The organism is Mycobacterium sp. NGS64, assembly GCF_059812245.1.
The window spans coordinates 615,670-630,122 of sequence record NZ_JCALCI010000003.1; the positions used below are offsets into that span (position 1 = coordinate 615,670).

14 protein-coding genes are annotated in these 14,453 nt (G+C 68.3%); 8 read left to right on the plus strand and 6 right to left on the minus strand.

Annotated elements, in window-relative coordinates; translation table 11 throughout:
- Nucleotides 1–82: 82 nt before the first annotated feature.
- From AC5Y4S_RS16820 to ag85C, 6 genes are all read left to right on the plus strand, one after another.
- A complete protein-coding gene (locus tag AC5Y4S_RS16820; protein WP_173817371.1) occupies nt 83–253 on the plus strand; it encodes a hypothetical protein in 171 nt (56 codons plus the stop codon).
- Between the two features lie 20 nt (nt 254–273).
- A complete protein-coding gene (locus AC5Y4S_RS16825) occupies nt 274–771 on the plus strand; it encodes a metallophosphoesterase family protein (RefSeq protein WP_500033814.1) in 498 nt (165 codons plus the stop codon).
- A gap of 56 nt (nt 772–827) precedes the next feature.
- Nucleotides 828–1,289 (plus strand): MarR family winged helix-turn-helix transcriptional regulator, encoded by a 462-nt coding sequence (locus AC5Y4S_RS16830; protein ID WP_500033815.1) that lies wholly within the window; start codon nt 828–830, stop codon nt 1,287–1,289.
- Nucleotides 1,286–2,107, plus strand: coding sequence for an ATP-binding cassette domain-containing protein (locus AC5Y4S_RS16835; RefSeq protein WP_500033816.1), 822 nt, complete (start codon nt 1,286–1,288; stop codon nt 2,105–2,107). The genes AC5Y4S_RS16830 and AC5Y4S_RS16835 overlap by 4 nt, the downstream gene beginning before the upstream one ends.
- Nucleotides 2,097–2,924: an ABC transporter permease gene (locus tag AC5Y4S_RS16840; protein ID WP_500033817.1), complete on the plus strand. Its 828-nt coding sequence runs from the start codon at nt 2,097–2,099 to the stop codon at nt 2,922–2,924. The genes AC5Y4S_RS16835 and AC5Y4S_RS16840 overlap by 11 nt, the downstream gene beginning before the upstream one ends.
- Nucleotides 2,925–3,134: 210 nt before the next feature.
- On the plus strand, nt 3,135–4,175 hold the full coding sequence (gene ag85C / locus AC5Y4S_RS16845) for a diacylglycerol acyltransferase/mycolyltransferase Ag85C (protein WP_500033818.1): 1,041 nt from the start codon (nt 3,135–3,137) through the stop codon (nt 4,173–4,175).
- 35 nt (nt 4,176–4,210) lie between these two features.
- On the opposite strand, the gene AC5Y4S_RS16850 is transcribed toward ag85C, so the two are convergent.
- The 5 genes from AC5Y4S_RS16850 to AC5Y4S_RS16870 form a co-directional block, all read right to left on the minus strand.
- On the minus strand, nt 4,211–4,924 hold the full coding sequence (locus AC5Y4S_RS16850; RefSeq protein WP_500033819.1) for a YoaK family protein: 714 nt from the start codon (nt 4,922–4,924) through the stop codon (nt 4,211–4,213).
- 64 nt (nt 4,925–4,988) lie between these two features.
- Complete coding sequence (locus AC5Y4S_RS16855; RefSeq protein ID WP_500033820.1) at nt 4,989–6,332, minus strand: maltokinase N-terminal cap-like domain-containing protein; 1,344 nt, start codon at nt 6,330–6,332, stop codon at nt 4,989–4,991.
- Complete coding sequence (gene treS, locus AC5Y4S_RS16860) at nt 6,329–8,101, minus strand: maltose alpha-D-glucosyltransferase (RefSeq protein WP_085184826.1); 1,773 nt, start codon at nt 8,099–8,101, stop codon at nt 6,329–6,331. Before treS ends, AC5Y4S_RS16855 begins: the two co-directional genes overlap by 4 nt.
- A gap of 120 nt (nt 8,102–8,221) precedes the next feature.
- A complete protein-coding gene (locus AC5Y4S_RS16865) occupies nt 8,222–9,271 on the minus strand; it encodes a S1C family serine protease (RefSeq protein ID WP_500033821.1) in 1,050 nt (349 codons plus the stop codon).
- 111 nt (nt 9,272–9,382) lie between these two features.
- Nucleotides 9,383–9,847 carry a nuclear transport factor 2 family protein gene (locus tag AC5Y4S_RS16870; protein ID WP_068113093.1) on the minus strand — a complete coding sequence of 155 codons (465 nt, stop codon included), beginning with the start codon at nt 9,845–9,847 and terminating at the stop codon, nt 9,383–9,385.
- Between the two features lie 151 nt (nt 9,848–9,998).
- On the opposite strand from AC5Y4S_RS16870, the gene AC5Y4S_RS16875 reads away from it, so the two are divergent.
- Together AC5Y4S_RS16875 and AC5Y4S_RS16880 are read left to right on the plus strand one after the other, a co-directional pair.
- The gene (locus tag AC5Y4S_RS16875; RefSeq protein ID WP_500033822.1) at nt 9,999–10,424 is read left to right on the plus strand and encodes a TIGR03668 family PPOX class F420-dependent oxidoreductase; all 426 of its coding nucleotides are present in this window, start codon (nt 9,999–10,001) and stop codon (nt 10,422–10,424) included.
- Nucleotides 10,425–10,592: 168 nt separating this feature from the next.
- Nucleotides 10,593–12,752: an elongation factor G-like protein EF-G2 gene (locus AC5Y4S_RS16880; protein ID WP_500033823.1), complete on the plus strand. Its 2,160-nt coding sequence runs from the start codon at nt 10,593–10,595 to the stop codon at nt 12,750–12,752.
- Between the two features lie 13 nt (nt 12,753–12,765).
- Here the strand turns inward: AC5Y4S_RS16880 and AC5Y4S_RS16885 are convergent, their stop codons facing one another.
- Nucleotides 12,766–14,313 carry a FadD7 family fatty acid--CoA ligase gene (locus tag AC5Y4S_RS16885; protein ID WP_500033824.1) on the minus strand — a complete coding sequence of 516 codons (1,548 nt, stop codon included), beginning with the start codon at nt 14,311–14,313 and terminating at the stop codon, nt 12,766–12,768.
- Between the last annotated feature and the right edge of the window lie 140 nt (nt 14,314–14,453).

Below are 14,453 nucleotides of genomic sequence, written 5' to 3' on the forward strand. Positions count from 1 at the left end.
GGATGCTGTCGATGCCCGCATGCACCCTATCGGAGCCGATCATCGCCGTTTCGCGCGCCGCTGCGCGGGAAACCTGGATCCCATGCCGGAAAACAAGGGCCACAGGGCCGAGGAAGACGTCGAGCCCGAAGTGCACGAGGCTCGATCACGGGCCGCCGAAGGCGACGACGGGTCATACGTGGGCGCGGCCGGTTCCGACGACACCTTCGACGCGGGCGAGACGGGCGCCGAGGCGCGCAGCCAGGACGGCTAGCGGTAGCGCAAGATGGCGGCGTGAGGCTGCTGCTGATTGCCGACACCCACGTCCCGCGGCGCGCCCGCGACCTGCCCGCGCGGGTATGGGACGAGGTCGCCGCGGCCGATGTGGTGGTGCACGCCGGCGACTGGGTATCGACCGACTTGCTCGACGCGCTGGAAACCCGGGCCGCGCGGCTGGTCGCGTGCTGGGGCAACAACGACGGGCCGGCGTTGCGGGCCCGGCTGCCCGAGCGTGCCGATGCCACGCTGGACGGGCTGCGCCTGACCGTGGTCCACGAGACCGGCGCCGCGGCCGGCCGGGACGCGCGCATGTCGCGGCTCTACCCGGACCGCGACGTGCTGGTGTTCGGCCACAGCCACATTCCGTGGGACACGACGACGCACACCGGACTGCGCCTGCTCAATCCGGGTTCACCCACGGATCGTCGCCGCCAACCGTTCTGCAGCTACATGACCGCCGGCGTCGACAACGGGACGTTGACCGACGTGGTCCTGCATTCGCTCGAAAAGTAGCTGGGAGCTAGCCCCCACACAGCTCGTACCCATATTTAGCTCGTAAACAGAGGTATATGGGGGCAGTGAAGTCCGGCACTGATGTAGTCGCCGAGCTGTTCGGCGTGGTCGGCAGGTTTCGCCGGCAACTTCGCCGGTCGGCCGGCCGCGGGTTCGATTCTGCGCGGCTGTCCGAGGCCCAGGCGGAGCTGCTGTGGTTGGTCGGACGGCGACCGGGGATCTCGGTCAGCGCCGCCGCGGCGGAGCTCGGCCTGGTGCCCAACACCGCATCGACCTTGGTCTCCAAGCTGGCCGGCAATGGATTGCTGATCCGGACCGTCGGCGAATCGGACCGCCGCGTCGGCCAGTTGCGGCTCGCCGAACCCACCCAGCAGCTCGTCGACGCGTCTCGGGCCGCGCGGCGGGCACTGGTCGCCGAGGTGCTCGGCGAGCTCGATGACGATCAAATCGAGTCCCTGACAAAGGGATTGGAGGTTCTTGACACCATGACCCGACTACTGCAGGAGCGGCGATCATGAGCGAACGACTGCCGATGGCCATCGACGGCCGGAACCTGACCTACCGGTACGGCCAGTTCACCGCGGTCGATGACGTGACGTTGCAGGTGCGCCCAGGCGAGACGATGGGCCTGCTGGGACCCAACGGCGCCGGAAAGACGACGCTGGTCCGCATGCTCACCACCTTGACGCCGGTGCAGCGCGGCGAGTTGCGCATCTTCGGCATGGACGCCCGCCGCCAGACCATCGACATTCGCAGCAACATCGGCTATGTGCCCCAACAACTTTCGGTCGAGCCCGCGTTGACCGGACGGCAGAACGTGCAGTGGTTCGCGCGGCTCTACGGGGTGCCGCGGGCCTGCCGGGCCGAACGGGTGGAACAGGCGCTGGCCGCCATGGAACTTCTCGACGTGGCCGACCGGCGGGCCGGGGCGTATTCCGGCGGCATGGTGCGCCGCCTGGAGGTGGCGCAGGCGCTGGTCAACCGCCCGTCGCTGCTGGTGCTCGACGAGCCGACGGTGGGGCTGGACCCGATCGCCCGCGACGGTGTCTGGCAGCAGGTGCGGAGCATGCAGGCCCAGTTCGGCATGACGGTGCTGCTCACCACCCACTACATGGAGGAGGCCGACGCGCTGTGCGATCGGGTCGCACTGATGCACCGTGGCCGGCTGCGCGCCGTCGGCACGCCCGCGAAGCTGAAGGCCACGGTGTCGCCCGGCGCCACGCTCGAGGACGTGTTCCGCCACTACGCGGCGGAGGACCTGTCCGGCCAGACGGATTCGTCCGGCTCCTTCCGTGAGATCCGTTCCAGCAGAAAGGTTGCCAGCCGTGCCAGTTGACATCGCACCCCAAGCCCCGGCGGCCACCCTGGTTCGCGCCCCGCGCGGGTGGCAACGGGCCCAGGCGACGCTGGCGCGGGTCGCGGCGTTCGCGATCGTGGAACTGCAGAAGCTGCAGCACGACCGGACCGAACTCGTCACCCGAATGGTGCAGCCCGCGCTGTGGCTGCTGATCTTCGGCACGACGTTTTCCAAGTTGCACCTCATCCACACCGGGTCGGTGTCCTACCTCGCGTTCCTGGCGCCCGGGATCATCGCGCAGTCGGCGCTGTTCATCTCGATCTTCTATGGCATACAGATCATTTGGGACCGCGACGCCGGCGTGCTGGCCAAGCTGATGGTGACGCCCGCGCCCGCGTCGGCGCTGATCACCGGTAAGGCGTTCGCGGCCGGAGTGCGGTCGGTCGCCCAGGTGGTCGGGGTGATGGCGCTGGCGTACCTGATGAACATCGGCCTGACCATCAATCCGCTGCGGATCCTGGCGGCGATGGCCGTGGTGATGCTCGGCGCGGCGTTCTTCGCCTGCCTGTCGATGACGCTGGCCGGCCTGGTCCTTAGCCGCGACCGCCTGATGGGAATCGGCCAGGCCATCACGATGCCGTTATTCTTCGCGTCCAACGCGCTCTACCCCGTCGACGTGATGCCCGCCTGGTTGCACGCGCTGAGCAAGGTCAACCCGCTCAGCTACGAGGTGGACGCGCTGCGGGCGCTGTTGATCGGCACCCCGTTCAACCCGGCCGACTTCATCGTGCTGGTGGTGGCGGCGCTGATCGGAATCGCCACGGCTTCAACGCTTTTGCGCCGCCTCGTCGCGTAGGGGCGCCACCGGCACGGTTTCGTGAGCCATTCGTGACCCGAACGTGACGATTCCCGGCTGACTCCCAATCGTTAGCCAACCGCGATCTCCGATCGCGGCCGCGACAGACGAATTACGCCCTCCCCCTGTGTTTCACTGCGCAGGCGAACAGATTCGACCGTAGTCGTGCGGCATCGAACAAACGATGAAAGTTGGGATGGGTAGGGAGCTATGTCGTTCATCGAAGAGGTGCGGAAGGTGCGTGGCGCCGCGGCGGGGATGCCGCGCCGGCTGGCCATCGCTGCCGTGGGGGCTGCCCTGTTGTCGGGTCTGGTCGGCGCCGTCGGCGGCTCGGCTACCGCGGGGGCGTTCTCGAAGCCGGGACTTCCGGTCGAATACCTGCAGGTGCCATCGCCGTCGATGGGCCGCAACATCAAGGTGCAGTTCCAGCCCGGTGGACAGCACGCGGTGTACTTGCTCGACGGCCTTCGGGCACAGGACGATTACAACGGCTGGGACATCAACACCCCGGCCTTCGAGGAGTTCTACCAGTCCGGGTTGTCGGTGATCATGCCCGTCGGCGGGCAGTCCAGCTTCTACAGCAACTGGTACCAGCCGTCGTCCGGCAACGGCCAGAACTACACCTACAAGTGGGAGACGTTCCTGACCCAGGAGATGCCCGGGTGGCTGCAGGCCAACAAGCAGGTGTCGCCGTTCGGCAACGCCGCGGTGGGCCTGTCGATGTCGGGCGGTTCGGCCCTGATCATGGCCGCCTACTACCCGCAGCAATTCCCCTATGCCGCTTCGCTATCCGGCTTCCTCAATCCGTCCGAGGGCTGGTGGCCCACCCTGATCGGTCTGGCGATGAACGACTCCGGTGGCTACAACGCCAACAGCATGTGGGGTCCGTCCAGCGACCCGGCGTGGAAGCGCAACGACCCGATGGTCCAGATTCCGCGGCTGGTCGCCAACAACACGCGGGTCTGGGTGTACTGCGGTAACGGCACCCCCAGCGACCTCGGCGGCGACAACATGCCGGCGAAGTTCCTGGAAGGCCTCACGCTGCGCACCAACGAAACCTTCCAGAACAACTACGTGGCCGCGGGCGGACGCAACGGGGTGTTCAACTTCCCGGCCAACGGGACGCACTCGTGGCCCTACTGGAACCAGCAGTTGGTTGCCATGAAGCCGGACATCATCCAGGTGCTCAACGCCGTCAACACGACCGCGCAACCGGCACAACCGGCGCAACCAGCACAACCAGCCGCCTGACACCCCCAAAGCCGGCATCGGCAGTAGCGCACCGGTCAGCGCTGCTGCCGATGCTGTTTTTCTGACCGGTCATTCAACAGCGCCCGGCGATCCTGGTGGAAGTAGGTGTATCCGGTCGTCAGCGCGCACACGGAGGTGGCGACCACCAGCATCCACGTGCCGTTGACGACGAGGCCGATGCAGCCGCCCACCACGGCGCCCAGGGCGAAGCTGCTGAACAGCAGGAAGTAACCGAGCCAGTCGGCCGCGGTTCCGCCGGCGATGTGGCGTTCGATGCCCTGGCCCATCTTGACCAGCGTCCCGGTCACGTAGCTCAGCGGCACGGACACCTCGCCGTCCTTGACGAACGACGTGTTCAGCGCGCCAATAGCAAAGGCGACCAACATGATTGGCGCGAAATCGAGGAGGTTTTCCTCCCAGCCCTCGTCGAGCACGTCGACAATGGTGGCGGCCAGCAGGCTGAAGGTCGTCAGGACGGTGGGGCCGTGCGGATGCGCGACCCAGAAATGCCGGCGGCATACCGACGCGATCACCACGCCGGCCACGAAGCACACGATCAGCAGTGCCGCCGACACCGAGAGCACCACGTCGCCGCGGAAAAAGCCCAGCGCGGCGCGCTGGGCATTACCGGTCATGAAGGTGACGAAATATCCCGCCGAATGGGTGAATGCCGTCGCTCCGAGCACGCCGGCCAGCCCGGCCAGCAGCCACGACAACCTCGCCTCGCTGTTGAAAGTTTCACTCGCCACACAAACATGCTGTCAGATGCACACCCAAATCGCAGGCGGCACATAGGTAATACCTATGTTTGCGCTACGCCGCGGTCAGCCGGGCGATGGACCGCAGCGGGATCGGCAGCCAGCCCGGGCGGTGGCGCGCCTCGTAGCCGGCCTCGTACACCGCCTTGTCGAGCTCGTAGGCGGCCAGCAGCTGCGCCGAATCGCGCGGGTCGGTGCCGGACACCGCCGCGTAGCCGTCGCAGAACGCGGCGCAGTTGCGCTCGACCCATTCGCGGGCGCGCGCGGCCAGTTGCTTGTCCGCACCCTGGTCGATCAGCGGCCCGTAGGCGGCGTACTCGAACGACCGCAACACCCCGGCCACGTCGCGCAACGGCGAATCCGGCGCGCGCCGCTCGTCGAGCGGCTGTCCCGGTTCGCCTTCGAAGTCGATCAGCAGCCAGCTCTCCGGTGTGCGCAGCACCTGCCCCAGGTGCAGGTCGCCGTGCACCCGCTGGATGGTGATCGTCTCGCCCGCGAGCTTTTGGAATCGCTCCTCGATCGTCGCGGCGTATTCCTCGAGTTCGGGCACCTTCGCGACGGTTGACGACAGCCGCGCCAGCACGGTGTCGACCGGGAACGTGGCGTCGGCCGTGCCGAGGCACTCGGCCAGGGTGGCGTGCACGGACGCCACGGCTTCGCCCAGCCGGTTGGATTCGGCGGCGAAGTCACCGCCGACCTCGTAGGCGTACAGGTCGCCCTCCGCGAACAGGTCGCGCACGCTGGCGGTGGCCATGGCCCAGCCCTCGGCGGCGTTCGACGCGAATTCGGTCACCATGCCCAGGGGCCGCGGGTCACCGTCCGGCGGGACCATCTCGTAGGTGCCGAGCAACCGCGCCACGTGCGGGTTGCCGGCGCGGGCGAGCACCCGGTTGAGCTCGATGTCGGGGTTGATGCCGCTGCTGACCCGCCGAAAGACCTTGAACATGGCGTCTCGATCGAAGATCACGCTGGTATTGCTCTGCTCGGCGTCGGAGACGTGCGGCAACGCCTCCAGCGGCAGCTCGGCGTCGGGCTCTTTGGTGAACGCCACCTGGTCACCGGACGAGCCGCGCACGGCGGCCGCGTCGATGAGCGAGAGCAGAAACCGCGGCGCGTCGCCGTCGTACAGCGCATCGAAACCGGTGCGGTCGTCAGCGGCGCCGATGGTGGCGACGGTGCTGTACTCGGACACCGGCGCGGAGTCCCAACGGACGATCACCTGGTAACGCTCCGAGGAGCCGTCGGTGTACCGGGCGTCGACGAGGACCAGGTCGAGGTCCTCGCGCAGCGGCACGACGACGCCGGGCTCGGCGCTCGACAGCTCGCGGTTGCGTCCGGCGTACCACCGTTGCTGCGGAAGCCACTCAGACCAGGGCAGCTTGACTGGCTGAGTCGTCATGCGTTCTCCTCACATCCGGTCAACTGGAACCAGTAGAACCCGTGTCCCGGCAGTGTCAGCAGGTAGGGCAGGTGACCGATGCGCGGAAACTCCACATGACCCGTCAGCTCCACTGGTGTGCAGCCGCTCCATTGCTGGAGGTTCAGTTCGATCGGCTGGGGGAACCGGGACAGGTTGTTCACGCACAGCACGGTGTCCCCGTCGTCCGCCGCGTGGCGCACGAACGCCAGGACCGACGGGTTCGACCCGCCCAGTTCCTCGAATCTTCCGATCGCAAAAGCCTTGTGCCGCCCTCGCACCGCCAGCATCACCCGGGTGAAGTTGAGCAGCGACGTCGAGGTGTCGCGTTGCGCCTCCACGTTGACCGCCTGATACCCGTACACCGAGTCCTGGCTGGGCGGGAGGTACAGCCGCCCCGGGTTGGCCTTCGAGAAGCCGGCGTTGCGGTCCGGTGTCCACTGCATCGGCGTGCGCACCCCGTCGCGGTCCCCCAACCAGATCACGTCGCCCATGCCGATCTCGTCACCGTAGTAGAGGACCGGCGAGCCGGGCAGCGACATCAGCAGCGCGGTGAACAGCTCGATCTGGTTGCGGTCGTTGTCCAGCAGCGGTGCGAGCCGCCGGCGGATCCCGACGTTGGCCTTCATCCGCGGGTCCTTGGCGTACTCCGCGTACATGTAGTCCCGCTCTTCGTCGGTGACCATCTCCAACGTCAGCTCGTCGTGGTTGCGCAGGAAGATCCCCCATTGGGCCATGTCCGGGATCGCCGGCGTCTGCGCCAGGATCTCGGAGATCGGGAACCGCGATTCGCGCCGGACCGCCATGAAGATGCGCGGCATCAGCGGGAAGTGGAACGCCATGTGGCACTCGTCGCCGCCGGTGCTGGCGTCCCCGAAGTACTCGACGACGTCACCCGGCCACTGGTTGGCCTCGGCCAGCAGCACCCGGCCGGGGAACTCGTCGTCGACGACCTTGCGGACCCGCTTGAGGAACGCGTGCGTCTCGGGGAGGTTCTCGCAGTTGGTGCCCTCGCGTTCGAACAGGTAGGGCACCGCGTCCAGGCGGAACCCGTCGATCCCCAGTCCCAGCCAGAAGCGGATGACGTCGATCATCGCCTCCTGAACGGCCGGGTTCTCGTAGTTCAGGTCGGGCTGGTGGGAGAAGAACCGGTGCCAGTAGAACTGGCGGCGGACCGGGTCGAAGGTCCAGTTCGATTCCTCGGTGTCGACGAAGATGATGCGGGCGTCGGTGTACTTGTCGCTGGTGTCGCTCCACACGTAGTAATCGCCGTATGGCCCGTCGGGGTCGTGCCGGGACTCCTGAAACCACGGGTGGGACTCCGATGTGTGATTCATCACCAGGTCGGTGATCACCCGGATGCCCCGCTCGTGGGCGGCATCCAGCAGCGCCACGAAGTCGTCGACCGTCCCGAACTCGGGCAGCACCTTGTAGAAGTCCCGGATGTCGTAGCCGCCGTCACGCAGCGGGGAATCGTAGAAAGGGGGCAACCAGATGCAGTCGATGCCGAGCCACTGCAGGTAGTCGAGGCGCTCCATCAGCCCCCGCAGGTCACCCGACCCGTCGGCGTTGGCGTCGAAGAACGCCCGGACCAGGACCTCGTAGAAGACCGCGTGCTTGAACCAGGTCGGATCGGCGGGCAGCGCGGCAGCATTGTCGAAATCTTCGGCGTTCGGATGCTCGACCACGCCGCCCTCGACGTGACTGCCCCCCGCGGGATCGTGCTCGACTGCGTCTCTTGCGTCGTTCATCAATTCCACGATGCCACGTGTACCCGACACGGCAACTCGGGAATCACGACCGCAACCGGGCGACCAATCCCGATGTGCCGCAAGCGAATCCGGCGGGAGGCGGTCATTATCCGCGCGGCCTCAGGCGGGAGGCCCGTCCGCCAGCGTCACCGGTCCGCTGCGATCGCCGTCCCCCTTGGCGCGCCAGTGCAGGGTCACGGTGTCGCCGGGATGATGAGGGACGAGCACATCCGTCATCGAGGTGGCCCCGGTGATCGGGATGTTGTCGAACCCGGTGATGACGTCGCCGGCCGAGATTCCGGCCGCCGCCGCGGGACCGCTGCCGACGACGCGTTCGACCCGGGCGCCGTTGCCGCCGTTGTCCGTCACGCCCAGGCCCAGGAAGGCCGTCGGCCCGATGTGCACTGTGTTCGACGCGGCGCCGGACCGGATCTGTCCGGCGACCCCCATCGCCGTGCCGATCGGGATGGCGAAACCCTGCCCGCCGGACATCTTGTAGCTGTCGGTGGCGGCGGTGTTCATCCCGATCACCTGGCCGGCCTCGTTGACCATCGGACCGCCGGAGTCACCCGGCCTGATCGCCGCGTCGGCCTGGATCAACCCACCCAGGTTCTCCTCCGCGCCGGTGAGGGTGTCGGTCGCGGACACGCTCTGGTTGAGCCCGACGACCTTACCGGCCACCGCGCTCGGCGTGCCGCCCTGACCGCCCGCGTTGCCCAGCGCGACAACCGGCTCGCCGATCGCGACACCGCCGCCGATGTTGGCGGCGGGCAGGCCGCCGCCGCCACGGAGCTGCAGGACGGCGACGTCCGCGGTCCGGTCGTAGCCGATGACGTCGACGGCGTAGGTCTGGCCGTTGCCGACGGCGAACGCGTTGATGTCGGTGGCCCCCGAGATCACGTGGTTGTTGGTGAGAATCACGCCGCCCGGATCGATGACGATGCCGGTCCCGGCTCCGACGGCGTTGTTGTAGCCGAACTTGGTGCTGATGTCGACGACCTGGGGCCCGACCCTGCCGACGATGCCCGACGGGTCCAGCGGCGCGAGGGGCCCGTCGTGGGTCGGCGACGCGGACGCCGGCGCCGCGGCCATGGCCAGGCCCAGCCCCACCACGGCCAGCACGCTGACCAGCCATGACCACCAGACGGAGCGGTGGTGCCATTTGCTCATACCGTCACCTCCTGCGACGCAGTAAGAACCAGAATTTGGCCCAGCCTCCCGGTCTGGGTAACACGACTCGATGGGTATAACCGTAATGCAGATAGCTATTCGCAACAGTGGTCAGGCCCCTTGGGCCGGCGCGATGGGGTGGGCCAGGTGCCGGCTGACGTCGCCGACCATGTCGATGAGCGTGAGATCGCGATAGCAAAACCGCCACCGGCCGTCGACGCGTTCGAATCGGTCGTGATAGCGGCCGGTGACTATGGTCTGCAGGGGTAGCTCGTCGGTCTGCTGCAGCACCGTGTAGTAGCTGCGGCAACTCGCGGTGCCGGCCCCCTCATCGATCTCGATGATCGGATTGGTCGTGACGTGCTTGGTTCGCGGCGTCCCGTCCGGATGAAGCACGATCAGCGATTTCCAGATCCCCAACAGCCGGGCCGCGTCGACGGTGTCCGGTTCGGCGTCCGAGCCGCCGATCCTGATGCGGGCGTGTTCGAACAGCGTGGCCGCGCCCGCCAGGTCACCGGCGTCGATGCATTCGGCGTAGCGGTACAGGAGGTTGGTGATCTGGGTCTCGGCCAGCATGCGGTTAACCTAGCGCGGCGACGATGCCGACCGGAACGGCCGGAGGAGGAGGCGCGCAATTCGGCCCAGCGCGGCGACGATGCCGACCGGAACGGTCGGAGGAGGAGGCGCGCAATTCGGCCCAACGCGGTGCCGGCCCTAATCTGAGGCAGTGGGCGAATTCGACCCGAAGGCCCGATTCACACAGTCCCCGATAGCCCGGCTGGCCACCGCCGCGCCCGACGGCGCGCCGCACCTGGTGCCGGTGGTCTTCGCCGTCGACGGGTCCGCGGTCGGCGGGCAAGACGTGATCTACACGGCCGTCGACGCGAAACCCAAGACGACGCGACGGCTGCGGCGCCTGGCCAACATCGAAAGCAACCCACAGGTCAGCCTGCTCGTCGACCACTACGCCGACGACTGGGCGCGGTTGTGGTGGGTCCGCGCCGACGGTCTCGCCTCCATCCACAGCGACGGCGCGGCGATGGACACCGGCTTGCGGCTGCTGCGCGCCAAATACCCCCAGTATCAATCGGTTTCGTTGGACGGCCCGGTCATCGCGGTCACGGTGCGGCGCTGGTCGGGCTGGCACGCCTGACCCGACGGCCGGCGCCACCCAACTGAGGGGAAACCCCGCCCCCAATTGTGGCTGGGCGGTGGCCTTGTGTTGGGCGGCAGTTGGGGGAAAAGTTGCCTACAGGCGTCCTGTGGTCTGCACCACACCGCGCTGCGGGACGCCTCGGCGCTGCGGAACTGGAGGAAAGTCATGGCGGACAAGGCGAACACTTCCCTGGGCGTGGCGGCCGCTCCCACGGCGAACGGTCCGGGCGATGTTCGCAACGTGGTCCTGGTCGGGCCCTCCGGCGCCGGCAAGACCACCCTGGTCGAGGCGCTGCTGGTCGCCGCCGGCGTGCTGACCCGGCCGGGATCGGTCACCGAGGGCAGCACCATCTGCGACTACGACGACGCCGAGATCCGGCAACAGCGCTCCGTCGGCGTCGCCGTGGCGTCCCTGTCGCACGGCGGCATCAAGATCAACCTGGTCGACACGCCCGGGTACGCCGACTTCGTCGGCGAGTTGCGCGCCGGGTTGCGCGCCGCGGACTGCGCCCTGTTCGTGATCGCCGCGAACGAGGGCGTCGACGAGCCGACCAAGTCGCTCTGGCAGGAGTGCAGCCAGGTCGGCATGCCACGCGCCGTGGTGATCACCAAGCTCGACCACGCCCGGGCAAACTATTCCGAGGCGCTGGACGCGGCGCAAAACGCCTTCGGCGACAAGGTGTTACCGCTTTACCTGCCGATCGGCTCACCGTCCTGCGAAGGCCTGATCGGCCTGCTGTCGCAGACGCGCTACCTGTATTCGGGCGGCAAACGCACCACGCAGCCGCCCGACCCCGCCGACGCCGACCGGATCGAGGAGGCGCGCGGCAGCCTTATCGAGGGCATCATCGAGGAATCCGAGGACGAGTCCCTGATGGAGCGCTATCTCGGCGGCGAATCGATCGACGAGTCGGTGCTCATCGAGGACCTGGAGAAGGCCGTCGCCCGGGGTTCGTTCTTCCCGGTGATCCCGGTCTGCAGCGGCACCGGCGTCGGCACCCTCGAACTGCTGGAGGTCGCCACCCGCGGCTTCCCGTCCCCGATGGAACACCCGCTTCCGGAGGTCTTCACGCCGAACGGTGCGACGCACGCAAGCCTGGCCTGTGATGTCGACGCGCCCTTGCTCGCGGAGGTGGTGAAGACGACGTCGGACCCCTACGTCGGCCGGGTGAGCCTGGTCCGGGTGTTCTCCGGGACCATCAGGCCCGACACGACGGTTCATGTGTCGGGCCATTTTGCGTCGTTCTTCGGCGCTGCTAATGGGAACGGGCATTCGCACCCCGATCACGACGAGGACGAACGCATCGGGGTCCTGTCCTTCCCGCTCGGCAAGCAGCAGCGCCCCGCGGCCGCCGTGGTGGCGGGCGACATCTGCGCGATCGGCAAGCTGAGCCGCGCCGAGACCGGCGACACCCTCTCGGACAAGTCGGAGCCGCTGGTCCTGCGGCCGTGGACGATGCCCGAACCGCTGCTGCCGGTGGCCATTCAGGCGCACGCCAAGACCGACGAGGACAAACTGTCCGTGGGGCTGGGGCGCCTCGCCGCCGAAGACCCGACGCTGCGCATCGAACAGAACCAGGAAACGCACCAGATCGTGCTGTGGTGCATGGGCGAGGCACACGCCGGAGTCGTGCTGGACGCGCTGGCCAACCGCTACGGCGTCACGGTGGACACGGTCGACCTGCGCGTCCCGCTGCGAGAGACCTTCAGCGGCAAGGCGAAAGGGCACGGCCGCCACATCAAGCAGTCCGGCGGGCACGGACAGTACGCGGTGTGCGACATCGAGGTGGAACCGCTGCCCGAGGGCTCCGGGTTCGAGTTCGTCGACAAGGTGGTCGGCGGGGCGGTGCCGCGCAACTTCATCCCGAGTGTGGAGAAGGGGGTGCGCGCGCAGATGGAAAAGGGCGTCCACGCGGGTTACCCCGTGGTCGACATCCGCGTCACCTTGTTCGACGGCAAGGCGCACAGCGTCGACTCCTCGGACTTCGCGTTTCAGGCGGCCGGCGCGCTGGCGTTGCGCGAGGCTGCGGCGGCGACCAAGGTGACCCTGCTCGAGCCGATCGACGAGATCTCGGTGCTGGTGCCCGACGATTTCGTCGGCGCGGTGATGGGCGACCTGTCCGGGCGCCGCGGACGGGTGCTCGGCACCGAGGCCGCGGGAAACGAACGCACGCTGGTCAGGGCCGAGGTGCCTCAGGTGGAGCTGACGCGGTACGCGATCGACCTGCGTTCGCTGGCGCACGGGGCCGCGTCGTTCACCCGTTCTTTCGCCCGCTACGAACCCATGCCCGAGTCCGCGGCAGCCCGGGTGAAAACCACGGCGTGAGCGCCCCTCAGGTCTAGTTCCCGCGGCCGAATTGGTCGGCCACGGCGCGGCGGTCCAGCGAGCCCTTCGCGGTGTGCGGCAGGGCGGCGGCTTCGGCGACGGTGGCGGGAATCTCGAAGACCGCCAGCCGCTCGTGGCAGAACTCCGCCAGCTCGGCGGATGTCGGCGCGGGCGATTCCCGGGGCACGATCACCGCGGCCACCGTCTCCCCGTACATCTTGTCCGGCACACCGAAGACGGCCACCTCGAGGACGTTGGGATGGGTGGCCAGGACGCCCTCGACGCGCTCCGGCGAAATCTTCTCGCCGCCGCGGTTGATGAGCTCCTTGATCCGGCCCCGGATCGTCAAATCGCCCGCGGCCGACAATGATCCCAGGTCGCCGGTGCGCAGCCATCCGTCGGTGAAGTTCGCGGCGGTGATCGCCGGGTCGCCGAGGTAGCCGCGCACCACGGTGGTGCCGCGCAGCCAGACCTCCCCGACGGACCCCGTCGGCTGCGGCCGACCGTCCGGCCCGGTGATCCGGATTTCGGGCCCGGTGGACCGGCCGACGAGACCCGGTGTGGCGGCGGGGTTTTCGCTCTGTCCGGCGCCGGTCGAGGCCACCTGGTGGGTGGCCTCGGTCATGCCGAAGGCGCACACCACCGGCGCCGAAAACGTCTCCTGCAGCGCCTGGGCCGTCTCCGCGGTGAGCGGGGCGCTGCAGCTGCGGATGAAGCGCAGCGCGGCCGGCTTGTTGCTCGGCTGTTCGGTCTTGTTGCGCTCCAACAGGATCTGGTGAATCGTCGGGACGGCGGTGTACCAGGTGGCCCGGACGGCGCCGATGTCGTCCCAGAACGTGTGCGCGGAGAACCGCCCCCGCGCCGGCAGCAGCACGGTGCCCCCGGACGCCAGCGTCGACAGCAACGCGGCGATCAGCCCGTGACCGTGGTAGAGCGGCATGACCGCGACCGTGGCGTCCTGCGGGCCCAGCCCGTAGCCGGCGATGATCGCCTGCACCGATGCGGCGATGTTCTCCTGCGTCCAGGGCACCATCTTCGGCATGCCCGTGGTTCCGCCGGTGAACATGATCATCGCGTCGTCCTCGGAGAGCCCCTGCGGCGTCGAAACGTCTTGCGCCGGCGGCGTCGCGGCGTCGAGATGCACCGCCGCCGCGCCGGCCTCGACGGTCACCGCGATCGGCCACCGCCGCAGCCCCAGCTCCCCCTCGTCGCCGGGGCCGACGCCGTCGACCAGCACCGCCCGCGCCCCGACCGCCTCGCTTCGGGTGCGCTGCTCGCCGACGGGCAGGGCCGGGTCCAGCGGAACCACGACCAGCCCGGCACGCGACGCCGCCAACAACCCGACGACGAACTCGGCGTTGCTGCCGGCACGGAGCGCGACCCGATCTCCCGCGGACAGCCCGCCCCGATTCAGTTGTCCGGCCAGGTCGTCGACCAGACGAACCAGGTCGCGGTAGCTGACCGGGGTGCGCCCGGCGGTGACGACGAGGGCCGGTGCGTCCGGTCGCCGGCTCGCCGCCACCTCGACCAGATCGGCGACGGTGTGAGTGCCTGTCTTCATCGCCAAGCCCCTTTCGGTAGATGGGAAAGCTCCTGCTCGAACCATGCCGCGCGACCGGTGTGTCCGTCCAATACCGATCCGCTCACTATCGATAACCGCCGACTATCGATAGACGGCGTGAATCGCTGCATAGCGGCTTA

Coding starts and splice junctions, on each gene's coding strand:
- AC5Y4S_RS16820 (WP_173817371.1), top strand. CDS start 83: ATGCCGGAAAACAAGGGCCACAGGGCCGAGGAAGACGTCGAGCCCGAA.
- AC5Y4S_RS16830 (WP_500033815.1), top strand. CDS start 828: ATGGGGGCAGTGAAGTCCGGCACTGATGTAGTCGCCGAGCTGTTCGGC.
- AC5Y4S_RS16835 (WP_500033816.1), top strand. CDS start 1,286: ATGAGCGAACGACTGCCGATGGCCATCGACGGCCGGAACCTGACCTAC.
- ag85C (WP_500033818.1), top strand. CDS start 3,135: ATGTCGTTCATCGAAGAGGTGCGGAAGGTGCGTGGCGCCGCGGCGGGG.
- AC5Y4S_RS16855 (WP_500033820.1), bottom strand. CDS start 6,332: ATGACGACTCAGCCAGTCAAGCTGCCCTGGTCTGAGTGGCTTCCGCAG.
- treS (WP_085184826.1), bottom strand. CDS start 8,101: ATGAACGACGCAAGAGACGCAGTCGAGCACGATCCCGCGGGGGGCAGT.
- AC5Y4S_RS16865 (WP_500033821.1), bottom strand. CDS start 9,271: ATGAGCAAATGGCACCACCGCTCCGTCTGGTGGTCATGGCTGGTCAGC.
- AC5Y4S_RS16870 (WP_068113093.1), bottom strand. CDS start 9,847: ATGCTGGCCGAGACCCAGATCACCAACCTCCTGTACCGCTACGCCGAA.
- AC5Y4S_RS16880 (WP_500033823.1), top strand. CDS start 10,593: ATGGCGGACAAGGCGAACACTTCCCTGGGCGTGGCGGCCGCTCCCACG.
- AC5Y4S_RS16885 (WP_500033824.1), bottom strand. CDS start 14,313: ATGAAGACAGGCACTCACACCGTCGCCGATCTGGTCGAGGTGGCGGCG.